Source organism: Nonomuraea sp. NPDC003754 (assembly GCF_053605785.1).
The window spans coordinates 76,072-101,151 of the sequence record NZ_JBSGJX010000016.1; the positions used below are offsets into that span (position 1 = coordinate 76,072).

The window sequence follows — 25,080 nt, forward strand, 5'->3', positions numbered from 1 at the left end:
GAGCCCCAGGGGAGGTTCCCCTGGGGCCCGCCTCATGTGACCACTAGCCCAGGTCGGGCTCGGGACGCAGCTCGAGCTCCGGCGACCCCGCGCGGTCCAGCTCCAGGATCACCACCTCGTTCGCGCCCGCCCGCAGCAGCGGCCACGGCACGTACAGCGTGCGCTGCGGGCCCCTGTCCCAGTAACGGCCGAGCAGGAAACCGTTCACCCACACGTATCCCTTGCCCCAGCCGGGCAGGGCGAGGAAAGCGTCGGCCGGCTCGGCCGCCTCGAACGCGCCGCGGAAGAAGGCGGGCACCTGCGCGCCCGGCCCCTCCCCGAACGGCAGGGCGGGCAGCTCGTCCAGCGGGATCGGCCTGGCCGTCACGCCGTGCAGGTACTGCCGGTCGTGCATGGGCGGCGCCATGAGGCCCTTGCGCTCGCCGAGCGCGGGCCCGTAGTTCGTCCTGCCCATCGACTCCACCAGCAGCTCCAGCCGCGCCGGGCCCGGCACCTCCAGCACCGGCTCCTCGCCGTCGCGCTCCAGCACCGCCGCCAGCTCGCCGTCCACGTACAGGTGGGCGCGGTCGTGCACGCTGCCCACCCGCAGCCGGTACGGCCTGCGCGGCCCCGGCACCTCCACCTGGTACAGCACCAGACCGTGGGCCAGCCCGAGATCCTCGAACGACGGCGGCAGCGGAGCGGTCACCGCGGGACCCGCCACCTCGTCCAGGACGTCGCGCAGCCGTACGGACTCGGCCAGCGGCACCACGGAGGGCGGGAGCACGGGAGGCAGTCCGGGCACGTCCGGCGGCGACGGGTTGTACCGGGACAGGATCTCGCGGAAGCGCCAGAACTTCTCCGTCGGGGCGCCGCGCTCGTCGATCGGGGCGTCGTAGTCGTAGGAGGTGACCGTGGGCCGGTACTCGCCGCGGGCCAGCTCGCCGACCCGGTTGGCGCCGGCGGTGGTACCGAAGTTGGTGCCGCCGTGGGCCATGTACAGGTTCACCGACGCGCCCGCGCCCAGGATCCGCTCCAGGTTGTCGGCCGCGTCGGCGGCGTCGCGGGTGACGTGCGGCTGCCCCCAGTGGTCGAACCACCCGCACCAGAACTCCATGCACATCAGCGGGTCGTCGGGGCGGTGCTCGCGCAGCTTGGCGAAGGCCGCCTCGGGACCGGAGCCGAAGTTCACGGTCGCCAGCACGCCGGGGACGGTGCCGCCGGTCAGGTAGAAGTCGTCGGCGCCGTCGGAGGTGAACAGGGGAACCTCGACGCCGTGCGCGATCAGGTCGTCGGCCAGGTGGCGCAGGTAGACGGCGTCGCTGCCGTAGGAGCCGTACTCGTTCTCGACCTGCACCATGATCACGTTGCCGCCTCTGGTGACCTGCCGGTCGGCGATCAGCGGGACGACCTCGTCGAAGAAGCGCTCGACGTGGGAGAGGTACTCAGCGTCCCTGGTGCGCACCCGGGGGCCGAGCTCGGCGGTCAGCCACGAGGGCAGGCCGCCGTTGTCCCACTCCGCGCAGATGTACGGCCCGGGCCTGACGATGGCCAGCAGCCCCTCGGCCGCCGCGGCGTCGAGGAAGGCGCCCAGCTCGTCGAGCCTGCGGAACTCTCCCTTGCGGGGCTCGTGCAGGTCCCATGGCACGTAGGTCTCCACCGTGTTGAGGCCCATGGCCCTCAGCATCCTCAGCCGGTGGCTCCACTGCTCGGGGAGGACGCGGAAGTAGTGCAGGGCGCCTGAAAGCACCCTGAACTCCTCGCCGTCCAGCCGAAAAGCGCCCCCATTTATCGTGAAATATCGCATCTTGCCCCTTGGGATAGGATTCCGCGCGTAGCAGCTTGCCGATTCCCCAGCTCAGGGGCCATGGACAAAGCTGGTGAAGTTGTTGGACGGAAGGGGGAGCGGATGGCCGAAGACTTCCGGCGGTGGATGCACTACCTCACCCCAGGCCCCGCTCACCGCAGGCTCGGCCTCGTCTGCCTCGGCGTCGGCCACCTGGAGGGCCGGCTGCCCACCGTGGGCCCGCGCGCGCTCGACCACCACGTCGCCGTCGTCGTCACCCAGGGCAACGGCTGGTTCTCCCATGCCGGCGGCGTACCCGTGGAGGTCACCGCCCCGTCGGTCCTGTGGCTGCTGCCCGGCGTCAAGCACCACTACGCGCCGCACGACACCGGCTGGGTCGAATGGTTCGTCGACTTCACCGGGCCCGCCGCCACCGCCTACCAGGACCTCGGCTTCGTCGACACGGCCACGCCCGTCACCCCGCTGACCACCGCCGAGCCCGCCGCGCACGCCATCGGCCGCATCGCGCAGGCCATCCGCAGGGGCAGCCCCTACCTGGAGGTCGAGACCTCCGCGCTGGTCCACGAGGTCCTCGTCGCGCTCCGGCACGCCAGGGCCGACGAGGACGCCACCGGCCACCCGGTGTTGGCAGGCCTGGCCAGGGACGCCTGCCTGCCCATCTCCGTCGCCGAGCACGCCAAACGGCTCGGCATGACGGTCGGCGACCTGCGCGTGGTGGTACGCCGCCTGGCCGGCTGCAGCCCCAAGGACTACCTGCTGTCGATCAGGCTCAACCGGGCCAAGGACCTGCTGGCCGGCTCGGAGCTGCCGGTCGCCGCGATCGCCAGGCGGGTCGGCTACGACGACCCCGCCTACTTCACCAGGATCTTCACCCGCAGGGCGGGCCTGCCGCCCAGCGAGTTCCGCGCTCAGCAACACGGCGGTCTGGTGACCGCCGACCTTAGTTGAGCCTTATTCAGCACGTGATCAGATGACACCCAGGTACTGTGCGCATTCCCAGGTGCGACAACAGAGGAGAGGCATGTGACCGCGTTGCAACCGCTACAGCGTGCGAGGGTGGCGATACCCTGGGTGACGACCGTCGCTCGACTGGTCCTGGGTGGAGTGCTGATCGTGGCCGGCGGCCTGAAGATCGGTAGTATCTACAACTCCGTCCTGGCCGTCAAGGCCTACCAGCTGCTGCCCGAGGCGATCGCCACGGCAGTGGGCTACGCCCTGCCGATCGTGGAGATCGTCGTCGGCGTGCTGCTGGTGGCCGGCCTGCTCACCAGGGTGGCCGCGGTGGTGGGCGGGCTCCTCATGCTGGCCTTCGTCCTCGGTATCGCGTGGGCGTGGGCCAACGGGTTGCGGATCGACTGCGGCTGCTTCGGCGGCGGCGGCGAGCTCAAGGCGTGGGAGGAGCCGAGCTACCTGCTCGACATCGTCCGCGACTTCGGCCTGGTGCTGCTGGCCGCGTGGACCGTTCGCTTCCCTCCGGGGCGGTTCGCCCTGGACGCCGCCCTCGGGCTGGCGGGAGGAAGCGGGCACAGTGATGATTTCGAAGGGGACGACGATGAGTAAGGCCCAGCGGGAACAGTCCGCGCGGGACAGGATCAAGGCGCAGCGCGAGGCCGACAAGAAGCAGGACCAGCGCAAGCGCATGGCCACCTACGTCACCGTGGGCGTCGTCGCCCTCGCGGCCGTCGGCGCCGGGTGGCTGTACGCGGCCAACCAGAGCCAGTCGGAGCAGGCCGGCGACAACCTCGCGCCCATCGCGCTGCAGAGCGACGGCACGGCCGTGATGGCCAACCCGGGCGTGACCGCCCCCGTCATCGACATCTACGAAGACTTCCAGTGCCCCGCCTGCAAGCAGCTGGAGAAGACCAGCGGCGCCACGTTCAAGAACCTGGCCGCCGAGGGCAAGGCCAAGGTCGTCTACCACCCGCTGACGATCTTCCCGCCGCAGATGAACAAGGGCATCACCCGGAGCAACTCGGTACGCGCCGGTGCCGCGGCCCGCTGCGTCACCGACGGCAAGCAGTGGATGGCCTTCCACGACAAGCTCTTCGAGAAGCAGCCCCAGGAGCACGTCGAGGGCTTCACTACCGCCGAGCTGGTCGAGCTCGGCAAGGAGGCCGGCGTCACCGCCCCCGACTTCGCCACCTGCGTGACCTCGCAGAAGCACGCTCAGACCCACATCGCCGACAGCGACAAGGCGCTCGCCGCGGCCAAGATCGAGGGCACGCCGACGGTCAAGCTCAACGGCACCAAGATGGAGCAGGACGTCGCCTTCGTGCCCAGCGAGCTGCGCAGGGTCGTGCTCGATGCCGGCAAGTAGCCCTCGGCTCGATGCCGCCAAGTAGCCCTCGGTCCGCTACTCTCCACTGACATGCCCCTTGCCTCGATTCCCAGCCCCTCCCAGGGGGTCTGGTACCTCGGCCCGATCCCGATCAGGGCCTACGCGCTGTGCATCGTCCTGGGCGTCATCGTCGCGGTCTGGATCAGCGAGCGTCGCTGGCGGGCTCGCGGCGGCACGCCCGGAACGATCGTCGACATCGCCGTCCCGGCGGTGATCTTCGGCCTGATCGGCGGCCGCCTCTACCACGTGATCACCGACTGGCAGCTCTACTTCGGTGACCGGGCGCCCAACGAGCCGTACGAGGCGCTGTTCATCTGGAACGGCGGGCTCGGCATCTGGGGGGCGATCGCGCTCGGCGGCGTGGGCGTCTGGCTGGCCTGCCGTAAGCGGGGGCTGTCACTGGGCGCGGTGGCCGACACCGTCGCGCCCGGCATCGCCTTCGCCCAGGCCATCGGCCGGTGGGGCAACTACTTCAACCAGGAGCTGTTCGGCAGCCCGACGACGCTGCCCTGGGGGCTGGAGATCGAACCGGGCAAGGCGGGCACGATCGAGGGCTACACCGGCCTCTACCACCCGACGTTCCTGTACGAGTCGCTGTGGAACGTCGCGCTCGGCTTCCTGCTGATCTGGGTGGGCAAGCGGTTCACGCTGCGCCACGGCAGGCTGTTCGCGCTCTACGTGGCCGGCTACACCCTCGGCCGGTTCTGGATCGAGGGGCTGCGGGTCGACCCCGTCGGCGGCGTCGACCACGCCGTCCACTTCCTCGGCCTGCGCATCAACCAGTGGACCGCGCTCGTGCTGTTCGTCGGCGCCCTGGTCTACTTCTGGGCCACCAGGAACAAGGACACCGAGGAGATCGTCGTCTCGCCCTCGGCCGACCCGTCCGGCGGCGACACCGCCGCCGAGCAGGCGCCGCCCGCCGGTGAGGAGGACAGCGCGGGGAGCGAGCGGAACGACGACGAGGACAAGGCGCCCGACGGGGAAGGGGACGGCAAGGCCCAGGCCGTACCGGAGGAAGAGAAGTCCTGATGAGCGGGCGCGCGGAGATCCACCACCAGCATCGTGACGTCAACGGCGGATGGCTGCGCCCGTCGGTCTTCGGCGCGATGGACGGGCTGGTGTCCAACTTCGCGCTCATCGCCGGTGTCGCGGGCGGCACCGGCGACACCAAGGTGATCGCGCTCGCCGGCATCGCGGGGCTGGCCGCGGGCGCGTTCTCCATGGCGGGCGGCGAGTACGTCTCGGTGGCCAGCCAGCGCGAGCTGGCCCTCGCCGAGATCGACGTCGAACGGCGCGAGCTCGCCCGGCATCCCGAGGCCGAGCAGGAAGAGCTCGCCCAGGCCTACATCGACAAGGGCGTCGACCCGGAGCTCGCCGCCGAGGTGGCCAGGCAGATCTCCCGCGACCCGCACCGGGCGCTGGAGGTCCACACCCAGGCCGAGCTGGGCGTCACCGCTGCCGACCTGCCCTCACCCAAGACCGCCGCGGTGTCGTCGTTCCTGTCCTTCAGCGTGGGCGCGCTCCTGCCGCTGCTGCCGTACCTGCTCGGCGTCACGAGCCTGACCGCCTCGGCCGTGCTGTCGTGCCTGGCGCTGTTCGGGGCGGGCGCGCTGGTCTCCACCGTCACCGCCCGCAGCTGGTGGTACTCGGGGCTGCGCCAGCTCGTCGTCGGGGTCGTGGCGGCGGGCCTCACCTTCGGACTCGGCCACCTGATCGGAGGAACGGGCGGGCTGTGAGCACCAGGAAACGCCGGAAGACACCGCCGCCCGACTGGAACCTCCCCCTGCTCACCGACTGGGGGCTGAGGCCGGAACAGCAGCGCCTGCTGGTGATCATCGCCTGCGTCGCGGGCGTGCTCGTCGCCGCCGTGACGCTCACCTCCGTCGTCGCCGCGCTCGGCGCCGACGCCAGGACCGAGCCGCAGCAGGCCGCCGGGCTGACCGTCGAGGGGCTACGGCCGGAGCGGTTCGAGGGATGGGCCTCGCCCAAGGTGTTCGAGCCCATCGCCGAGCGGTCCAAGGACGCCAAGCCGTTCACCGCCAAGGAGCTGTTCCCCGGCAGGACCCTCACCGGGGCGCACAAGGTCACCTTCAAACTGTCGGAGAAGGTCGTCGACGCCGACTGCGCGGCCGCCCTCTGGGGCGCGGAGCTGGTCACCGAGGCCGCCGAGGCGGGCTGCTCGCAGGCCGCGCGCGCCGCCTACACCAGCGCCGACGGCCGCTACCTGGCCCAGTTCACGCTGCTCAACCTCAACGACGCCAAGGTCGCGGGCGAGCTGGTCGAGTCGCTGAAGTCGCTGCACAGGGGCGGCTGGGTGCGTCCGGTCACCGCCTTCCCCCCGGACGCCTACACCGAGGGCGGCGCCTACGCGCTCGGCCACTACGTGGCGCTGGTGTGGCTGGCGCGCGCCGACGGCGCCGAGCCCGCACCCAGGGACGACTTCGCCAACCTCGCCCTGACCGTGCGGGCCGCCGAGAAGGCTCTGTTCAAGCGGGTCGTGGCGCTCACCGGCACCTCCTAGGCTTGATGACCGTGCCGCGCCGCGTTCTCATCCCCGTCCTGGTCGCCCTGGTGGCGCTCGCCGCCGCCACGGCCTATCTCTTCCTGCGCGGCGACGGGCCGCGACCCGGGGTCTTCGCCGGCGAGCGAACCTCGGCGCAGTACGCCGTCATCCACACCGCCGCGCTCGACCCCACGCCGCTCACCGTGGCCGAGGTTCTCGGCCCGCAGACCACGACGCTCGCCTCGGGCGGGGTCACCATGGTGCGCGGCTCCTCCGGCCTGCTGGACGACTGCGGCGAGATGCTGGCGGGCGTGGCGGCCGAGGGCTGCACGCAGGTCCTGCACGCCGCCTACACCAGCGCGGACCGGACGGTCGCGGGCCAGTTCCTGCTGTTCAACCTGACCGACGGACGGGCCGCCGACGCACTGGTGTCCGCGCTGGGATCGAGCGGTTTCGTCCGGCAGACGGTCGCCTTCGACGCCGCCCGCAGCAGGGCGCAGGCCCGGGCCCTCGGCCACTTCGTGACGGTGAGCTGGGTCGGGCCGGTCGGCGGCGGCGACCACGACCTCGTCCACCCGCAGATCGCGCTCGACGGCCTGGCCCGCGCGGTCGTCGCGGACCGCGTCATCGCCGCGACCTGAGCACGCCTGAGGGCCCGCCACCTGAGCCCGCCTGAGGCCCGCCTGAGGCCCGCCCCACCTGAGCCGCCTGAGGCCGCCGCCCGGTCGCGCGACCTGAGCTCGGTGCGGGGCCGCGCCGCCCGGCACCTTGTCCCGCGGCGGAGGCGGGCGCCGGGCCCGTCAGCGGGGGAGGGCCGCGAGGGTGGCGGCGACCGCCTCGGGCAGCGACTCCAGGCGGTGGAGCGGCAGCTCCAGCACGGTGACCGACTCCACCCACGGGGCGGCCGCCCGGATGAGCGCCCTGGCGTCGTTCTTGGTCAGCGTCACGCCCCTGGCCGCGGCGGCGGCGATCAGCCCCTCCCGCCAGGTGTTGGCCGCCTTGCCGTGGGCGTTGTCCAGGACCCGGCGCACCAGCCGGCCCGTCTCGTCGGCGGGCGGCGGCAGCCGTACCGCGTCCAGGACCGGGCCGTCCATGGTGATCTCGTAGACTTCCGGGAGCCGCGGCAGGTCGCGCGGCGGCTGGGCCAGGTGGACCCGCACGCGCGCGGCGCGCCCGGCCAGCAGCAGGCGGGGGAGCGCGGCCTCGAGCCCCGCCGGCACCGCGATCGCCACCGTCGAGGGCGCGGTCGCGTGCGGCTTGGTCAGCCAGGTGGCCAGCCTGGCGCGCGGCTGGGGCAGCTCCTTGGGCCAGTCGCCGACGAGCAGGTCGGGCGCGAACCCGGGCGCGAGGTCGGGCCCCGTGCCCGGACCGCCCTGGGGTTTCTCGGCCCCCTTGGGTGCCGACTCGATCGACTGCGGCCCGTGGGTGTAGATCGCGGTCGCGAGCTTGTCGACGCGGGCCGCGACGGCGGGGCGGGTCTTCGTCGTGGGCCGCAGGATGTACAGGTCGGCGGCCGAGCCGATCGCCTCCGCGCCGAAGTAGCGGTTGAAGTCGGGGTAGACCGCCTCGTAGGCGAGGTTGAGTGCCGACAGCGTGTGCTGCACCTTGAGCGCGAGCATGGGCGTGCGCTCGCTCGCGCCGTAGGCCAGCAGGATCCGGCCGTCGTCCTTCAGTCCCTCGACGGCGCGGCCCACGAACAGCCCCACCCCCTCCGGCGTGTACGGCGGGTCGGTGACGGCCAGGTCGTGCTCACGCACCGAGGCGGGCAGCCCGAGCCGCAGGTCGGCCCACCGCGTGGACACGCCCAGCTCCTGGGCGTCGATGTAGGCCAGGATGCGCTCGTCGATGTCGACCACCGTCACCTCGGCCTCGGGATGCACCAGCCGTACCGCGAGGGAGGTCAGGTCGTGGTCGCCGACGCACAGCACGCGCGCGCCCGGCAGCCAGAACCTGGCGCCGAGCAGCAGCGCGCGGCGGACGACGGTCTCGGCGGTGGCGGAGACGTGGTCGAGCGCCTGCCGCGCGGCGGGGGCATGCCTGATCAGGTGGTGCATGCGCTTGACCACGTGCTCGTAGTGGGGGAGCAGGTGGGCGACGGGGTCGGCGGGCGGCTCGCTGACCGCGAACAGGTCCTGGTAGTCGGGGGTGTGCGGGAGCGGCACCCGGAAGCGCTCGCCCTGCCGTTCGAGCCTGATCTCGCGCAGGAGCGCCTCGACGGAGCGTCTGGAGGTGGCGCTCGCCCTGACCAGGTCGGCCAGGGTCCACCACTGGCTGTCGCACACGAGCATGAGGGCGTGGCGCAGCCGTTTGCCGTCGGCGCCCGCGCTCGCCAGCAGGGCTTCGAGGCCGTCGCGTTCCATGGAGCAACCTTAGCCGCGCGACGGGGGAGCGCCTGCGCGCCCGGCGCCGGTGACTGGGCGGACATCAGTGAGGAATATGTGGAAGGTATCGCGTGTTGGGACACCTGAGTCCACATGCCGAAATATTGTGAATGTTCGCGATGTGGACCGGGTGGGCACTAATCCGGCAGGGTGCGATACCCTCTACCCACCGAACAGCAGCAGGGCCAACGTCGTCCCCGCCTGCAACACCAAAGCAGACGATGACGACGGGAGGGATTCAATGCCTGCTGCCCACATCGGGTTCCCCGCCCCCCAGGGCCTCTACCACCCCGCCAACGAGCACGACGCCTGCGGTGTCGCCATGGTCGCGGACGCGAACGGGCGCCGAGACCACGGGATCGTCGTGAAGGCCCTGACGGCGCTGTGCAATCTCGACCACCGGGGGGCCAAGGGTAGTGAGCCGGACACCGGCGACGGCGCCGGCATCCTGACGCAGATCCCCGACGCCTTCCTGCGGGCCGTCACCGGCTTCCCGCTGCCCCAGCCCGGCCACTACGCCGTGGGCATGGCCTTCCTGCCCGTCGACGGCCAGGCCCGGCAGAGCGCCGTGCGGCTCATCGAGGAGATCGCGGCGCAGGAGGGCCTGACGGTCCTCGGCTGGCGCGAGGTCCCCGTGGACACCTCGAACGCGGGCCCGAGCGCCCGCGCCGTCATGCCGCACTTCAGCCAGCTGTTCGTCGCCGACCCGAACGGCGGCAGCGGCCTGGAGCTGGACCGGCTCGCCTTCTGCCTGCGCAAGCGGGCCGAGCACGAGGCGGACGTCTACTTCCCCTCACTGTCCAGCCGCACCCTGGTCTACAAGGGCATGCTCACCCCGCTGCAGGTCGAGCCGTTCTTCCCCGACCTGTCCGACGAGCGCTACGACACCGCCATCGCGCTGGTGCACTCGCGCTTCTCGACCAACACCTTCCCGAGCTGGCCGCTGGCCCACCCCTACCGCTACGTCGCCCACAACGGCGAGATCAACACGGTCAAGGGCAACCGCAACTGGATGCGCGCCCGCGAGGCGATGCTGGCCTCCGACCTCATCCCCGGCGACCTGGAGCGGCTCTTCCCGATCTGCGACCCGGACGGCTCCGACACCGCCTCCTTCGACGAGACGCTGGAGCTGCTGCACCTGGGCGGGCGCTCGCTGCCGCACGCGGTGCTGATGATGATCCCCGAGGCGTGGGAGAACCACACCGAGATGGACCCGCAGCGCCGGGCCTTCTACGAGTTCCACTCCTCGATGATGGAGGCCTGGGACGGCCCCGCCTCGATCACCTTCACCGACGGCACGCTGGCCGGAGCCGTCCTCGACCGCAACGGGCTGCGCCCCGGCCGGTTCTGGGTGACCACCGACGGCCTGGTCGTGCTGGCCTCCGAGGCCGGTGTGCTCGACTTCGCGCCGGAGGACGTCGTCCGCAAGGGCCGCCTGCAGCCCGGCCGCATGTTCCTCATCGACACCGCCCGCGGCAAGATCATCGAGGACGACGAGATCAAGGCCGAGCTGGCCTCGGCGCACCCGTACGAGGACTGGCTGCACGCGGGTCTGGTGCGCTTCGAGGAGCTGCCCGCCCGCGCTCACGAGCTGCCCACCCACGAGACGCTGGTCAAGCGGCAGCAGACCTTCGGCTACACCGAGGAAGAGCTGCGGATCATCCTGGGCCCCATGGCCAGGACCGGCCAGGAGCCGATCGGCTCGATGGGCACCGACACGCCCGTCGCCGTGCTGAGCGAGAAGCCCAGGCTGCTGTTCGACTACTTCAGCCAGCTGTTCGCCCAGGTCACCAACCCGCCGCTGGACGCCATCCGCGAGGAGCTGGTCACCTCGCTGGCCAGCACGCTCGGCCCCGAGGGCAACCTGCTCGAGCCCGGCCCCGCCTCGTGCCGGCAGCTGGTCCTGCCGTACCCGGTGATCGACAACGACGAGCTCGCCAAGATCATCCACATCAACGACGAGGGCCACCTGCCCGGCTTCCACCCCTACGTCGTCAGCGGCCTGTACGAGGTGGCCGGCGGCGGGCAGGCGCTGCGCGACCGGCTGGCCGCCATCTGCGCCGAGGTCTCCGAGGCGATCGCGGGCGGCGCGCGCGTCATCGTGCTGTCCGACCGCGGCTTCTCCGAGCGGCTCGCGCCGATCCCGTCGCTACTGCTGACCGGTGCCGTCCACCACCACCTCATCGCCGAGAAGACCCGCACCAAGATCGGCCTGGTCATCGAGACCGGCGAGGCGCGCGAGTGCCACCACATGGCGCTGCTCATCGGGTACGGCGCCGGCGCCGTCAACCCCTACCTCGCCATCGAGACCGTCGAGGACATGGTCGACACCGGCATGCTCCAGGTCGACAAGCCCAAGGCCGTGCGCAACCTGATCAAGGCCTACGGCAAGGGCGTCATCAAGGTCATGTCCAAGATGGGCGTGTCCACGGTGGCCAGCTACACCGGCGCGCAGATCTTCGAGGCGCTCGGCCTGGGCGAGGAGGTCGTCGACACCTGCTTCGTCGGCACCACCTCGCGCCTGAGCGGCGTCGGCTTCGACGTGCTCGCCCAGGAGGCCGCCGCCCGCCACCGCCACGCCTACCCGCGCGTCGAGAACGCCCACCGGCGGCTCAACGTGGGCGGCGAGTACCAGTGGCGGCGCGAGGGCGAGCCGCACCTGTTCAACCCCGAGACGGTCTTCAAGCTGCAGCACGCCACGCGCAGCCGCCGCTACGAGATCTTCAAGGAGTACACCGGCCTGGTCGACTCGCAGGCCGAGAAGCTGATGACGCTGCGCGGCCTGTTCACCTTCAGGTCCGACCGGGCGCCCGTGCCGCTGGAAGAGGTCGAGCCGGTCTCGGAGATCGTCAAGCGCTTCTCCACCGGCGCCATGTCCTACGGCTCCATCTCGATGGAGGCGCACCAGACGCTCGCCATCGCGATGAACAGGCTCGGCGGCAAGTCCAACACCGGTGAGGGCGGCGAGGAGCCCGAGCGCCTGTACGACCCCGCCCGGCGCAGCGCGATCAAGCAGGTGGCCAGCGGCCGGTTCGGCGTGACCAGCGAGTACCTGGTCAACGCCGACGACCTGCAGATCAAGATGGCCCAGGGCGCCAAGCCCGGTGAGGGCGGCCAGCTGCCCGGCCACAAGGTCTACCCGTGGATCGCCAAGACCAGGCACTCCACGCCCGGCGTCGGCCTCATCTCGCCGCCGCCGCACCACGACATCTACTCCATCGAGGACCTGGCCCAGCTCATCCACGACCTGAAGAACGCCAACCCGGTCTCCAGGGTCCACGTGAAGCTGGTGGCCGAGGTCGGCGTCGGCACGGTCGCCGCGGGCGTCTCCAAGGCGCACGCCGACGTCGTGCTGATCTCCGGCCACGACGGCGGCACCGGCGCCTCCCCGCTGACCTCGCTCAAGCACGCGGGCGCCCCGTGGGAGCTCGGCCTGGCCGAGACCCAGCAGACGCTCCTGCTGAACGGCCTGCGCGACCGCATCGTCGTCCAGGTCGACGGCCAGCTCAAGACCGGCCGCGACGTGGTCATCGCCGCCCTGCTCGGCGCCGAGGAGTACGGCTTCGCCACCGCCCCGCTGGTCGTGTCCGGCTGCGTCATGATGCGCGTCTGCCACCTCGACACCTGCCCCGTGGGCGTCGCCACCCAGAACCCCGAGCTGCGCAGCCGCTTCAGCGGCAAGCCCGAGTTCGTGGTGAACTTCTTCGAGTTCATCGCCGAGGAGATCCGCGAGTACCTCGCCGAGCTGGGTTTCCGTTCGCTCGACGAGGCGATCGGGCACGTCGAGATGCTCGACATGAGCGCGGCCGAGGACCACTGGAAGGCCAACGGTCTGGACCTGTCGCCGATCCTGCACCGGCCCGAGCTGCCCGAGGGCACGCCGCTTCGCCGTACCGTGGCCCAGGACCACGGCCTGGAGCAGGCGCTGGACAACACGCTCATCGCCCTGGCCGAGGGCGCGCTGGAGCACGGCACCCCGGTCACGCTCGACCTGCCGATCCGCAACGTCAACCGCACCGTCGGCACCATGCTCGGCTACGAGGTGACCAGGCGGTACGGCGGCGCGGGCCTGCCCGACGACACGATCGACGTGAGCTTCACCGGCTCGGCGGGCAACTCCTTCGGCGCGTTCGTGCCGCGCGGCGTGACCCTGCGGCTGACCGGTGACGCCAACGACTACCTGGGCAAGGGCCTGTCCGGCGGCCGGATCACGCTCCGCCCGCACGACACCGCCCCGCTGGACGGCCACATCATTTCCGGAAATGTCGCCTTGTACGGCGCGACGTCGGGAGAGGTGTTCATCCGCGGCGTGGTCGGCGAGCGCTTCTGCGTCCGCAACTCCGGCGCCACCGCGGTCGTCGAGGGCGTCGGCGACCACGGCTGCGAGTACATGACGGGCGGCAAGGTCGTCGTGCTCGGCCCGACCGGGCGCAACTTCGCCGCCGGAATGTCGGGCGGCGTCGCCTACCTGCTCGACCTGCGGGCCGAGCGGGTCAACCGCGAGATGGTCGCCATCGAGCCGCTGACCGACAAGGACGCCGCCTTCCTGCACGAGACCGTCGGCAGGCACTTCGAGGAGACGGGCTCCCCCGTCGCCAAGGAACTGCTGGCCGACTGGGACGGCGCGCTCACCAGGTTCGGCAAGGTCATGCCGACCGACTACAAGCGGGTACTGCAGGCCGCCGAGGCCGCCCGCATCGAAGGCAGGGACATCGACGAGGCGGTCATGGCCGCCGCGGTTCAGGGTTAAGGAGGCGCACACCATGGCCGACCCCAAGGGTTTCCTCACGCACGACCGGGAGCTGCCGGCGCGCCGTCCCGTCGACGTCCGCATCCGCGACTGGCGGGAAGTCTACGAGGACTTCCCCGCGCCGAAGCTGACCAAGCAGGCCGCCCGCTGCATGGACTGCGGCATCCCGTTCTGCCACAACGGCTGCCCGCTCGGCAACCTCGTCCCCGAGTGGAACGACCTCGTCTACCGCCACGACTGGCGTGAGGCGATCGAGCGGCTGCACGCCACCAACAACTTCCCCGAGTTCACCGGCAGGCTCTGCCCCGCACCGTGCGAGGCGGCCTGCGTGCTCGGCATCAACTCCGACCCCGTGGCGATCAAGCGGGTCGAGGTCGAGATCATCGACCGCGCCTTCACCGAGGGGTGGGTGACGCCGCAGCCCCCCGCCGTGAAGACCGGCAAGAAGGTCGCGGTCGTCGGCTCGGGCCCCGCGGGCCTGGCCGCCGCCCAGCAGCTCACCCGCGCCGGCCACGACGTCGTGGTCTTCGAGCGGGCCGACGCCGTCGGCGGGCTGCTGCGCTACGGCATCCCCGAGTTCAAGATGGAGAAGCGCCACATCGACCGGCGCCTGGAGCAGATGCGCGCCGAGGGCACCGAGTTCAGGACCTCGGTGAACGTCGGCGTCGACATCACCGCCGCCCAGCTGCGCGAGGAGTTCCACGCGATCGTGCTGTCGGGCGGCGCCACCGCCTGGCGCGACCTGCCGGTCGCCGGACGCGACCTCAAGGGCGTCCACCAGGCGATGGAGTACCTCCCGCCGGCCAACAGGGACTTCGACGACTCCCCGATCAACGCCCGCGGCAAGCACGTCGTGGTGATCGGCGGCGGCGACACCGGAGCCGACTGCATCGGCACCGCGATCCGCCAGGGGGCCGTCTCGGTGACCCAGCTGGAGATCATGCCCCAGCCGCCCGCCGCGCGGCCCGGCTCGCAGCCCTGGCCGACGTTCCCCATCCTGTTCAAGATGGAGAGCGCCCACGAGGAGCTGGCCGACGCGGACGGCGGACGGGTCTACGCGGTCTCCACGACCGAGTTCGTCGGCGACGCCGACGGCAACGTCAGGGCACTGCGCCTGGTCGAGGTCGAGGGGCCGCAGGCAGGCTTCAAGCCGATCCCCGGCACCGAGCGGGAGATCCCCGCCGAGCTGGTCACCCTGTCGATGGGCTTCGTCGGCCCCGAGAAGGGGGCGCTGCTGCAGGACCTCGGCGTGGACTACGACGCCAGGGGCAACGTGGCACGCGACAAGACCTACATGACCAACGTCGACGGCGTGTTCGTCGCCGGGGACATGGGACGCGGCCAGTCGCTCATCGTGTGGGCCATCGCCGAGGGGCGGGCGGCCGCGTCCGGCGTGGACCGCTTCCTGACCGGCGAGACGGCGCTGCCGTACCCGATCCTGCCGACGGCGCGCCCGCTGGTGTGACGCGGCCGAGGTGAACGACGAACGCCCGCCCGGGCTTCCCGGGCGGGCGTTCTCGTCGCCTTCCGTATGGCGCTGCGCCGCCGCCCTCGCCATCGCGGTGGCCGGCGCGGCCTTGGCCGGATCGTCCGGCGCACACCACGGCGATGATCGGCAGCCCGCTTTCTTCGGGGATCGCAAACCCCGCCTGACCTGCTCCGACAGCCCGGTGCGGCCCCGGCGGCTCTGCCCCCGTGCGGCCCCGTCCCATGGCGATCTGTTCTGGCGGGGTTGTGTGCGACCCGCCGGCGGAGGCGCAACTGTGCCCTCTGGCGATGCGGTTTGTCGGTGTGTGTCGGTCCATGCGTCTGCTCTGGCGGGGTTGTGTGCGACCCTGGCGGCGTTGACCGTCGTGCGGCCCGTCCCATGGCGTCTGCTCTGGCGGGTTCTGTGCGCCCCTGGCGGGGCCGTTCGCCGGTGTGTGCCTGTTATGACGCCTGGTGCCGCAGAACCACCGGAACGCTCCTGGCGCCCGCTCGCGCACATCCCTGGCGGCGTGGTTTGGCCGCGCCCACCATGGTGGCCGCCGGTGTGCGCCGGTCCGTCGCATGCTCCAGCAGGTGATGTGCATCCCGGCGGCGTGGCTGGCCGGCGCGGGCCGTGGCGGGGCTCCATCTGTGCGCGTCGAGTGCCACCGCAGGTCGTGGCGTATCTCCCCGGCGGTACCGTGCAGTGGTGTGCGATCCCGTCCATGACGCCTGACCTGGTGCCGTTCAGTGGCATCCGTGGCTGGCGGCAGGCCGCGTCGTCCAGACGGTGCCGTTCAGTGCCTGTCACGCCGTCCACGGTGCCTGGTCCGGCAGGTCGCGTCGTCAGGGCGGCGCCGTTCACCGGCGTGGCCCTTCCACGGCGCCGGCAGGTTCTGTACGCCTTGGCGGCGTGGCGCGCTGGCGTACGTGACCAACATGCGGCAAAGATCGCGATAAAGCACACAAAGGGGTGAATAAGTTGCAGACGGGGAATGGTCTCGACAAGATGCTCCCCTCGTATGCGGCGACCGAAAACGGGGGTTTCTATGCGGCGTATCACCTTGGGACTTCTCGCGGCGGCGATGGCGATGTCGGTGACCGCATGTACCACCGCCGCCACGCTCGCGCGGCCGGTCTCCTCCGCTGACGCCGACTACCTCGTCTTCTACGCCGCGGGCAGGCAGGCCCAGGCCGTCGCCGCGATCGCCGCCCACGGCGGCCGTGCCGTGTCGGTCGAGCCCAAGCTCGGATACGTGGTGGTGAAGGGAACCGAAGGCGCGTTCGTCGACACGCTCGCCCGTGACGCGGCGATCGTGGGAGTCTCCAGCGACCGCCCGATCGGCTTCGCCTCGGCCGCCGCCCAGGACCGATGGGCCGCCCTCCACCCCGAAGCGGGGCGCGCCGACGTCTCCGCCCGGGACCAGTGGGCCGCCCTCCACCCGGGACAGGCCGGGATGGCAGCCGGACGCGCCGACGCCTCCGCCCTCCCCGCCCGGCCCCTGTCGGCCCGCGCCTCTGTCATGCCGGACATGAGAGCGCCCGGCACCCGGGCCGCCGAACCGCTGGCCTCCCGCCAGTGGGACATGAAGATGATCGGTGCCGACCGTGCCAACGCGATCGCGCCCGGCGACAAGAAGGTGCTCGTCGGCGTCATAGACACCGGCATCGACGGCAAACACCCCGACATCGCCCCCAACTTCAACCGCGAGCTCAGCCGCAACTTCGTCACCGACCGGCCCAAGGACCCCAAGGGCCAGCCCCTCGACGGACCCTGCGAGGTCAAGAGCTGCAAGGACCCCGTCGACGTCGACGACGACGGGCACGGCACCCACGTCGCCAGCACCATCGGCTCCCCGATCAACGGCAAGGGCATCGCGGGCGTCGCCCCCAACGTGCAGCTGCTCAACCTGCGGGCGGGCCAGGACTCCGGCATGTTCTTCCTCAAGCCCAGCCTCGACGCGCTCACCTACGCCGCCGACGCCGGCGTCGACGTGGTGAACATGAGCTACTACCTCGACCCGTGGATGTTCAACTGTCCGAACAACAAGGCCGACAGCCAGCGCGAGCGGACGGAGCAGCGCGCCATCATCACCGGTATGCAGCGCGCCATCGACTACGCCCGCAGCAAGGGCGTCACGGTGATCGCCGCTCTCGGCAACGGCTCCACCGATCTGGGCCACCCACGCACGGACGACAAGAGCCCCAACTACCCCAAGGACTCCCAGCGGTCCCGCACGATTGACAACACCTGCCTGAACGTGCCGGTCGAGTCGAACGGCGTCATCTCCATCGCCGCGCTCGGCCCGTCGGGACGCAAGGCGGTCTACTCCGACTACGGCATCGAGCAGACCGACCTGTCCGCGCCCGGCGGCGACTCGCTCGACGGCGGCGGCATCTCGCCCACCAGGTCCATCCTGGCCGCGGCACCTACCGCCGCGATGCGCGCGACGAACAAGATCGACGCGGCGGGCATGCCCAAGACCGCGGAGGTCGTCCGTGACTGCCACGACGGCAGGTGCGCCTACTACCAGTACCTGGACGGCACCTCGATGGCCGCGCCACACGCCACCGGCGTCGCCGCGATCCTCATCAGCCGCTTCGGCCGGCCGGGCCCCGGCGGGGTGACCATGGACGCGGCCTCGGTCGAGCGACTGATGTACTCGAGCGCGACACCGAAGCCGTGCCCGTCGCCGCGCGCCTTCCAGTACAAGTACTTCGGGCAGACAGAGACCCACGTCTGCGAGGGCGACACGGCGAAGAACGGGTTCTACGGCAGGGGCGTCGTCAACGCCTACAAGGCGGCGACGATCGCGCCCTGAAAGGCGCTCGCGCCCTGGATGAAGCTCGCTGCCCTGGATGAACCTCGCGCCTTGGATGACGCTCGCGCGTTGGAAGACGCTCGCGCGTTGGAAGACGCTCGCGCTGGGGAAGACGATCGCGTCTTGAAACGGGCGCGGATCTGATCTGGCACAGACGGGGCGCGAGGCGGGCCGGCGAGGTAGAACATGAGGTAAGGGTTCGGTTTCCGACCTGACGTCTTTACGGTCGCGGTCTCCTGGGTCGCGGTCCCGTGATCCGGCGGACCGGTGACCTCGGCGATCCGGCGATCTCGGCGGCTCGGCGACCCGACAGCCCGGGGACCTCGGCGGCTTGGCGATCTGGCGGCTTGGTGGCTTGGCAGCCTGACGGCTTGGCGGCTTGGCGATCTGTCGGCTCGGCAGATTCGGGCCCCTTCGGTTCGGCGGTTTGCCGGTCCGATGGAAAGTCCGGTAGTCCGGCGGCCTGAGGCCTGAGGCCTGACGGCTGGTGGGCTGGCGGCTGGATGGCTCGGCGTCCGATCGTTTGGCGGCTCGGTGGTCTCCTGGGCGCGGTCCCGGTGGTCGCACGGTCCGGTGGATCAGCGGCTCGGTGGACCGGCGGCCCTCCGTCCGGCGGTCCGTGGATCGTGGGTTACGTGGTCCGTAGGTCCGTAGGTCCGGCGGTCCTCGGTCCGGCGGTCCGTGGATCGTGGGTTAGGTGGTTCGCGGGTTACGTGGTCCGGGGTCCGTGGGTTCGGCGGTCCGTGGTCCGGCGGCCTGGCAAGTCCGTGGGGTCGGCGGCACCTGGACCGGTGGGCTGCGGATTCATTCGGTCCGTGGTCCGGCTGCCCCGTGGTCACGCGCCCCGGCGCCCCTCGGTCGGGGGTCTCCGGATCGCGGGCCCCGGCTCGACGGCTCGCGAGCGGTCAGCCCCGTGGACCGCGACACCGGTGGACTCTCCGGCGTGGCGGATCGCGGGCGGTCGGCACACGGGCCAGGCAGTCCGTGGTTCGTTCGGCGCACGGCCAGGCGATCGGCGGGTGATGTGACGGCGGCCCGCCGTCGCGCCCGAGTGGCGTCGACCGGGCAGACGTCAGCCGGTGACCACGGAGGAGCTATCTCGTGCTTGCCGTACTGGATGGGACGCTACCGGACGGGACGCTGCTGGACAGGACCGTACTGGACGGCATGCTGTACCGGCTGGTCGCGGACGCCGCGATGACCACGCACTTCCTGTTCCTCGCCTACCTGGCGGTGGGCGGCTTCCTCGCGTGGCGGTGGCCGCGCTCCATCTGGGCGCACCTGGCGGTCGCCGGCTGGGGAGTGCTGTCGATCATCACCGGCGTCGAGTGCCCGCTGACCGTCGCCGAGGACTGGGGGCGGCGCCGGGCCGGGATGGCGGGGCTGCCGCCGTCCGGGTTCATCGACCACTACATCGAGGGCGTCATCTATCCGGAGCAATACACCAATCTCGTACGGCTCGGCGTGGCCGTCCTTGTAGTTATCTCCTGGGTCGGGTACCTGTGGAGACGTCGTCACCGGGATTTCTCCCGCGCGTGACTGCCAAGTGGTCTGTACCAATTAAGGTAGGACACGTGACTCGTCGCGCGAAAATCGTCTGTACCCTCGGTCCTGCCACCTCCACGCCCGACCGGCTCCGCGAGCTGATCGGCGCCGGCATGGACGTCGCCCGCTTCAACCTCAGCCACGGCTCCCACGAGCTGCACAAAGAGGTCTTCGACCGCGTGCGGGAGGTGGCGGCCGACCTCGGCCGCGGTGTAGGCGTGCTCGCCGACCTGCAGGGCCCCAAGATCCGGGTGGGCAAGTTCGAGGAAGGCCCGGTGCGTCTGGGCTTCGGTGACGTGTTCACCGTCACCACCGAGGAGGTCCCCGGCGACCGCGAGCAGGTCTCCACGACCTACAAGGGCCTGCCGAACGACGTGCGGCCCGGCGACACGATCCTCGTCGACGACGGGCGCGTGGTCCTGGAGGTCACCCGCGTCGACGGCCCGCGCGTCACCACCCGCGTCGTCATCGGCGGCATGATCTCCGACAACAAGGGGCTCAACCTGCCGGGCGTCAACGTCAGCGCCCCCGCCCTCACCGACAAGGACGAGGCCGACCTGCGCTGGGCGCTGCGCACCGGGTTCGACATGATCGCCCTGTCGTTCGTGCGCCGCCCCTCCGACGCCGACGTGGTCCGCAACATCATGGAGCAGGAGGCCGTACGGCTCCCGCTGCTCGCCAAGATCGAGAAGCCGCAGGCCGTCGAGCGGCTGCCCGAGATCGTCGAGGCGTTCGACGGCATCATGGTCGCCCGGGGCGACCTCGGCGTCGAGCTGCCTCTCGAAGAGGTGCCGATCGTCCAGAAGCGCATCATCGAGCTGTGCCGCGAGAAGGCCCGCCCGGTCATCGTGGCCACCCAGATGCTCGACTCGATGATGAACGCCCCGCGTCCCACCCGCGCCGAGGCCTCCGACGTCGCCTACGCCGTCATGGACGGCGCCGACGCGGTCATGCTGTCCGGCGAGACCTCGGTCGGGAGCTTCCCCGTCGAGTCCGTCGCCACCATGGACCGCATCGCCTGCGCCGCGGAGAAGTCGTCGCTGCGCGCCACCCACAGCCTCGACCGTCTCCCCGAGACCACCGGCGGCGCCATCGCCCGCGCCGCGGCCGAGGTCGGCGCGATCGTCGGGGCGAAGGCGCTGGTCGCGTTCACGATGTCCGGCGAGACCGCGCGCCGCCTGGCCCGCTACCGTTCGCCGATCCCGCTGCTGGCCTTCACCTCCGCGCCCCACGTGCGCGGACAGCTGTCGCTGACGTGGGGGGTGGAGACGTTCCAGGTGCCGTTCGTGCACCACACCGACGACATGGTCAGGCAGGTGGAGGCGTCCCTGCTGTCAACCGGCCGGCTGGAGAAGGGCGACAAGGTCGTCATCGTCGCGGGTTCGCCTCCCGGCACGCCCGGCTCGACGAACGCGCTGCGCGTCCACACGATCGGCTCCGCCGTCTCCCACGCCCACTGACAGCACGCCCTTCACCCGGCGCCCGTGCCGTCCCGATCCAGACGGGACGGGCGGACCCCAGGCGAGCGGTACGGTCGCCCGCCCGGCGCCCTCGGCTGTGTCTCCCCGGATGCGCATCCTCCGGGGAGCCGCCGCGCAGGCGCGCTCCTCAGGAGTGTGCTGTCGCTCTCCCGCGGTGCCTCACGCCTTCCTCGAAGGCAATATCGATAATCCGCCATGGGTCTCACCCTTGAACTACCTGGTCTCGGCGCTGCCGGAGGCCGCCCGCAAGCATCTGGAGGAATTGATGGCTGTGGGAACGTACGAGTACAAGAGCGACTTCGCTCGGAAGTATCAGGCCGAAGGGAAGATTGAAGGGAAGGCCGAGGCCATCCTGAAGATCCTCGCCAGGCGGAAGCTCGTCGTCTCGGAGCAGGCGCGGGAGCGGATCCTCGCCTGCCACGATCCCGATCTCGCGGACGCGTGGATCGACCGGGCGTTCGACGTCACCACCGTGGACGAGTTGTTCGACTGACGTCGCCGACCGGCCATGACTCCGGTCGGCGACACAGAAGGGTCCGGGGTCAGTCGTTGGCGTGCAGGGCCGCGTTCAGCTCGATGCCCGTTCCGGTGCGCGGAACCGCCTCCACCGCTCCCGTCTGCGAGTTCCTGCGCAGCAGCAGCCCGCTCGAGCCGGACAGCTCCTTGCCCTTCACCACGCGCCCGTCGGGGAGGGCCACCTTGGTGCCGGCCGTGACGTACAGCCCGGCCTCCACCACGCAGTCGTCGCCGAGCGAGATCCCGATGCCCGCGTTCGCGCCGAGCAGGCAGCGCTCGCCGATCGAGATGACTTCCTTGCCGCCGCCGGACAGGGTGCCCATGATCGAGGCGCCGCCGCCGACGTCGGAGCCGTCGCCGACCACGACGCCGGCCGAGATCCGCCCTTCGACCATCGACGCGCCGAGCGTTCCGGCGTTGAAGTTCACGAAGCCCTCGTGCATGACCGTGGTGCCGCTGGCCAGGTGGGCGCCGAGCCGTACCCGGTCGGCGTCGGCCACGCGCACCCCGGACGGCACCACGTAGTCGACCATCCGCGGGAACTTGTCCACGCCGTAGACGGTCACCGTGCCCTTGGCGCGCAGCCGTACCCTGGTCTGCTCGAAGCCGTCGACGGCGCACGGGCCGTGGTTGGTCCACACGACATTGGCCAGCTTGCCGAACACGCCGTCCAGGTTCAGCCCGTGCGGGCGGACCAGTCGGGCCGACAGCAGGTGCAGGCGCAGGTAGGCGTCGTGGGCGTCGGCGGGTGCCTCCGACAGCTTGGCGATGCCGGTGCGCACGGCGACCACCTCGACCCCACGGGCGTCGTCCCTGCCGGTCAGCGCGGCGAGGTCGCCGGCCTCCTCGGCGGACAGGCGCCGCGTGCCCACGGAGGGCGGCTCACCCAACGCGGGGGCGGGGAACCAGGTGTCGAGAACCGTGCCGTCGGCGGCAATCGTGGCAAGCCCGACGCCGTACGCGCCGGTGCTGGTGGGATCGATAGCAGTCACATGGCACAAAATACCGGAGCGTCAGATGGTGCCCAGGTCAGCTGACAGCCAGCGCTCGGGACGCATGTGGAAGGTCACGAGCGCCGAGAGGTTCGACTGGGCGACGTAGCCCTCGACGGCGTCCTCGTGCAGGTAGCGCGCGGCGATCTTGGCCATCTCCTCCACGGTCGTCGGGTTGGCGGAGATGACGGGGCCCTCGACCGAGACGTAGCGGTAGGTGGGGATCATCCGCTGGGCGAGCATGGTGAACCGCCCCGCCTTGGTGATCAGCGCGGCTTTGCGGGAGTCGCCGTCGGTCAGGAACGCCACCTCGCCGCCGGGCGTGTAGTGGTACCAGACCGGCACGGCCAGCGGCCCGCGCCCTTCCTCCTCATGTACGGCCAGCGCCCCGATGTGCGGTTCTGCCAGGAACGCCTCACGGTCCGACACGGTCAGCGTCATCCCTGCCCCCCTCCAGTGATCACGTCGATGGAGAACATCCCCGCCCAGCGCGATCCCAACCGAGCCGCCGCCGACATCTCGGGGCGCAGAACCCCGTGCCCAGCGCGATATGTCGCGATATAGTCGCTGAATAGTACAGATATATCGGAGAGGGGTGCCGTGAACACCATCACCCGCGCGCTGCGTTCCCGGCTGTTCGTCACCGGTGAGATCGTGGCAGCCGAACAGGTCGCCCCCAGGATGCGCAGGCTCAGGATCGCCGGGCCGGCCTGGCCTGGACACCGGGACAACACGTCCGCGTCCTCGTCGACGCCCCGCTGACGCTGCGCACGTACGCCGTCTGGCAGCACGACCCCACATGGGAGTGCATCGACCTGATCGGCTACGACCACGGCGCCGACGCGCCCGGCGCCACCTGGGTCAGGACCGCCCGCCCCGGCCAGGAGGTCGCCTTCACCAAACCCGAAGGCAAGCTCACCGTACGGCAGGGCGCGCCGTACCACCTGTTCGCGGGGGAGGAGACGGCCGCGGTGGCGTTCGGGGCGATGCTGCGTGCCGTACCGGCGGACGCGGCGGTCTTCGGCGCGGTGGAGGCCGAGGAGGGCGGCGACCATCTCGACCTGCCGCGCGACCTGGTCAGGGTGTGCAGGAGCGGCGCCCCCGCGGCCGGCTCCGAGACGCTGGTGAAGGCGGTGGCGGCGCTGGACCTGCCCGACGCGCCCGGCGTCGCCTACCTGGCTGGGCGTAGGCCGTGACGTCCATCGGGCGGTCGTGACATCGCGGGCAGTCGCGGCGCCGCCGTCGGTCGGCCTCGTCGCGGGCCCGCCGCTCGCCCGTGCGCCACTTCCTGACGGCGCCGACGGAGACGCCGCATCGCGCGGCCACCTCCCTGTCGCTCACGCCCTGGGCGGACAGGGAGAGTGCGCGGTCCACGGTGTCGCGAGGGTGCATGCCGCCAGCATGGCAACCGTCACCGACAGTTTCGGGATGGTGGCTCTACGGAGGGGCGGGATCGGAGGGTCGGCGGTGATGGTGCCCCGAGTGGGATTCGAACCCACACTCGATGGTGTTTGAGACCATTTCCTCTGCCATTGGGATATCGGGGCATTTTTCGGACTTGTCCGGTTCTGCTGTCCAGAGTCTACCCACAGCGGTGGATCAGCCCCGGACGCCAGCGTGGATCTAATCTAGCGGACGTCGGTAGGCTTCTGCTCGTGAGTACGCAGCGGCGAGTGGTGATCGCGGAAGACGAGGCGCTGATCCGCCTCGACCTCAAGGAGATGCTCCAGGAGGACGGCTACGTCGTCGTGGGCGAGGCCGGTGACGGCGAGCACGCGATCAAGCTGGCCACCGAGCTCCGTCCCGACCTGGTGATCCTCGATGTGAAGATGCCCATCCTCGACGGCATCTCCGCCGCCGAGCGGATCGTGGCCGACAGGGTCGCGCCCTGCCTCATCCTCACCGCCTTCTCCCAGCGTGACCTGGTGGAGCGGGCGCGTGACGCGGGCGCCATGGCCTACCTGGTCAAGCCGTTCACCAAGGCCGACCTCGTGCCGGCGATCGAGATGGCGGTCAGCAGGCACGAGGAGATGGTGGCGCTGGCGGCCGAGGTGTCGTCGCTGTCGGGCCGGCTGGAGACCCGCAAGCTCGTCGAGCGGGCCAAGGGTCTGCTGATGGCCCAGCACGGCTGGAGCGAGCCCCAGGCGTTCAGGTGGATCCAGAAGGCCTCGATGGACCGCCGGCTGAGCATGCGCGAGGTGGCGCAGATCGTCGTGGACGACGCCGCCAAGCAGGGGTGAGGAATCGGCCGGATTCCCGACCGCCACAGCGTCATCCGCCGGCCGATTTCACATCAGCATGCCCTCTGATGTGCGGAAGTGTCTACTGGTCGTTTCATACTGTGGAACGTTCCTTTGAGGTTGTTTGACCTTTCAATTCGCTGCGGTAGCCGTAAAGGATCGGTGTAATAACGAAGCGGTAACGAGGCTGTTCGCTGTACCAACCCGTGACATCTCCTGGCTGTACTAACCGTCACAACCCCCCTGGGTCAGCCCAGCA

At 70.9% G+C, this 25,080-nt stretch carries 21 protein-coding genes and 1 tRNA gene; 16 read left to right on the forward strand and 6 right to left on the reverse strand.

What is annotated here, in order from left to right; genetic code table 11:
• Positions 1-43: 43 nt before the first annotated feature.
• On the reverse strand, positions 44-1,786 hold the full coding sequence (locus tag ACWEVS_RS21125) for a glycoside hydrolase family 35 protein (protein WP_452415675.1): 1,743 nt from the start codon (positions 1,784-1,786) through the stop codon (positions 44-46).
• A 102-nt stretch (positions 1,787-1,888) separates the two neighbouring features.
• Here ACWEVS_RS21125 and ACWEVS_RS21130 point away from each other — a divergent pair, with 102 nt between their 5' ends.
• From ACWEVS_RS21130 to ACWEVS_RS21160, 7 genes are all read left to right on the forward strand, one after another.
• Positions 1,889-2,734 carry an AraC family transcriptional regulator gene (locus tag ACWEVS_RS21130; protein ID WP_449920919.1) on the forward strand — a complete coding sequence of 282 codons (846 nt, stop codon included), beginning with the start codon at positions 1,889-1,891 and terminating at the stop codon, positions 2,732-2,734.
• Positions 2,735-2,842: 108 nt separating this feature from the next.
• Entirely contained in the window at positions 2,843-3,346 is a 504-nt protein-coding gene (locus ACWEVS_RS21135; protein ID WP_452552882.1) for a MauE/DoxX family redox-associated membrane protein, read from the forward strand.
• Positions 3,339-4,103 (forward strand): DsbA family protein, encoded by a 765-nt coding sequence (locus ACWEVS_RS21140; RefSeq protein ID WP_452552884.1) that lies wholly within the window; start codon positions 3,339-3,341, stop codon positions 4,101-4,103. Before ACWEVS_RS21135 ends, ACWEVS_RS21140 begins: the two co-directional genes overlap by 8 nt.
• Before the next feature lie 51 nt (positions 4,104-4,154).
• Positions 4,155-5,153 carry a prolipoprotein diacylglyceryl transferase gene (gene lgt, locus ACWEVS_RS21145; protein WP_449920912.1) on the forward strand — a complete coding sequence of 333 codons (999 nt, stop codon included), beginning with the start codon at positions 4,155-4,157 and terminating at the stop codon, positions 5,151-5,153.
• Positions 5,153-5,860 (forward strand): VIT1/CCC1 transporter family protein, encoded by a 708-nt coding sequence (locus tag ACWEVS_RS21150; RefSeq protein ID WP_354910451.1) that lies wholly within the window; start codon positions 5,153-5,155, stop codon positions 5,858-5,860. The genes lgt and ACWEVS_RS21150 overlap by 1 nt, the downstream gene beginning before the upstream one ends.
• Positions 5,857-6,645 (forward strand): hypothetical protein, encoded by a 789-nt coding sequence (locus ACWEVS_RS21155; RefSeq protein ID WP_449920909.1) that lies wholly within the window; start codon positions 5,857-5,859, stop codon positions 6,643-6,645. Before ACWEVS_RS21150 ends, ACWEVS_RS21155 begins: the two co-directional genes overlap by 4 nt.
• An 11-nt stretch (positions 6,646-6,656) precedes the next feature.
• Entirely contained in the window at positions 6,657-7,268 is a 612-nt protein-coding gene (locus ACWEVS_RS21160; protein ID WP_452552887.1) for a hypothetical protein, read from the forward strand.
• A 159-nt stretch (positions 7,269-7,427) separates the two neighbouring features.
• On the opposite strand, the gene ACWEVS_RS21165 is transcribed toward ACWEVS_RS21160, so the two are convergent.
• Positions 7,428-8,987, reverse strand: a complete 1,560-nt coding sequence (locus tag ACWEVS_RS21165) for a bis-aminopropyl spermidine synthase family protein (RefSeq protein WP_452552889.1) — start codon at positions 8,985-8,987, stop codon at positions 7,428-7,430.
• Positions 8,988-9,249: 262 nt separating this feature from the next.
• On the opposite strand from ACWEVS_RS21165, the gene gltB reads away from it, so the two are divergent.
• From gltB to ACWEVS_RS21195, 6 genes are all read left to right on the forward strand, one after another.
• Positions 9,250-13,758: a glutamate synthase large subunit gene (gene gltB / locus ACWEVS_RS21170; protein ID WP_452552891.1), complete on the forward strand. Its 4,509-nt coding sequence runs from the start codon at positions 9,250-9,252 to the stop codon at positions 13,756-13,758.
• A 13-nt stretch (positions 13,759-13,771) separates the two neighbouring features.
• Entirely contained in the window at positions 13,772-15,223 is a 1,452-nt protein-coding gene (locus ACWEVS_RS21175; protein ID WP_452552893.1) for a glutamate synthase subunit beta, read from the forward strand.
• 1,051 nt (positions 15,224-16,274) lie between these two features.
• Positions 16,275-18,047, forward strand: coding sequence for a S8 family peptidase (locus tag ACWEVS_RS21180; protein WP_452552894.1), 1,773 nt, complete (start codon positions 16,275-16,277; stop codon positions 18,045-18,047).
• A gap of 1,101 nt (positions 18,048-19,148) precedes the next feature.
• Complete coding sequence (locus tag ACWEVS_RS21185; protein ID WP_452552896.1) at positions 19,149-19,586, forward strand: DUF2784 domain-containing protein; 438 nt, start codon at positions 19,149-19,151, stop codon at positions 19,584-19,586.
• 35 nt (positions 19,587-19,621) lie between these two features.
• On the forward strand, positions 19,622-21,052 hold the full coding sequence (gene pyk, locus ACWEVS_RS21190) for a pyruvate kinase (protein ID WP_354910472.1): 1,431 nt from the start codon (positions 19,622-19,624) through the stop codon (positions 21,050-21,052).
• Between the two features lie 109 nt (positions 21,053-21,161).
• On the forward strand, positions 21,162-21,566 hold the full coding sequence (locus ACWEVS_RS21195) for a hypothetical protein (RefSeq protein WP_452552898.1): 405 nt from the start codon (positions 21,162-21,164) through the stop codon (positions 21,564-21,566).
• A 49-nt stretch (positions 21,567-21,615) separates the two neighbouring features.
• Here ACWEVS_RS21195 and dapD read toward each other — a convergent pair whose 3' ends face one another.
• Both dapD and ACWEVS_RS21205 read right to left on the reverse strand, forming a co-directional pair.
• Positions 21,616-22,581 carry a 2,3,4,5-tetrahydropyridine-2,6-dicarboxylate N-succinyltransferase gene (gene dapD / locus ACWEVS_RS21200; RefSeq protein ID WP_449920896.1) on the reverse strand — a complete coding sequence of 322 codons (966 nt, stop codon included), beginning with the start codon at positions 22,579-22,581 and terminating at the stop codon, positions 21,616-21,618.
• 21 nt (positions 22,582-22,602) lie between these two features.
• A complete protein-coding gene (locus ACWEVS_RS21205) occupies positions 22,603-23,022 on the reverse strand; it encodes a pyridoxamine 5'-phosphate oxidase family protein (RefSeq protein ID WP_354910478.1) in 420 nt (139 codons plus the stop codon).
• Between the two features lie 159 nt (positions 23,023-23,181).
• Between ACWEVS_RS21205 and ACWEVS_RS21210 the strand changes: the two genes are divergently transcribed.
• Both ACWEVS_RS21210 and ACWEVS_RS21215 read left to right on the forward strand, forming a co-directional pair.
• On the forward strand, positions 23,182-23,343 hold the full coding sequence (locus tag ACWEVS_RS21210) for a hypothetical protein (RefSeq protein WP_452552999.1): 162 nt from the start codon (positions 23,182-23,184) through the stop codon (positions 23,341-23,343).
• A 47-nt stretch (positions 23,344-23,390) separates the two neighbouring features.
• The gene (locus ACWEVS_RS21215; protein ID WP_452552997.1) at positions 23,391-23,777 is read left to right on the forward strand and encodes a siderophore-interacting protein; all 387 of its coding nucleotides are present in this window, start codon (positions 23,391-23,393) and stop codon (positions 23,775-23,777) included.
• On the opposite strand, the gene ACWEVS_RS21220 is transcribed toward ACWEVS_RS21215, so the two are convergent.
• Both ACWEVS_RS21220 and ACWEVS_RS21225 read right to left on the reverse strand, forming a co-directional pair.
• Positions 23,659-23,973 (reverse strand): helix-turn-helix domain-containing protein, encoded by a 315-nt coding sequence (locus ACWEVS_RS21220; protein ID WP_452552900.1) that lies wholly within the window; start codon positions 23,971-23,973, stop codon positions 23,659-23,661. The genes ACWEVS_RS21215 and ACWEVS_RS21220 overlap by 119 nt on opposite strands.
• 79 nt (positions 23,974-24,052) lie before the next feature.
• A tRNA-Leu gene (locus ACWEVS_RS21225) sits at positions 24,053-24,128 on the reverse strand.
• 126 nt (positions 24,129-24,254) lie between these two features.
• Here ACWEVS_RS21225 and ACWEVS_RS21230 point away from each other — a divergent pair.
• Complete coding sequence (locus ACWEVS_RS21230) at positions 24,255-24,821, forward strand: ANTAR domain-containing response regulator (protein ID WP_452415717.1); 567 nt, start codon at positions 24,255-24,257, stop codon at positions 24,819-24,821.
• The last annotated feature ends 259 nt before the right edge of the window (positions 24,822-25,080 follow it).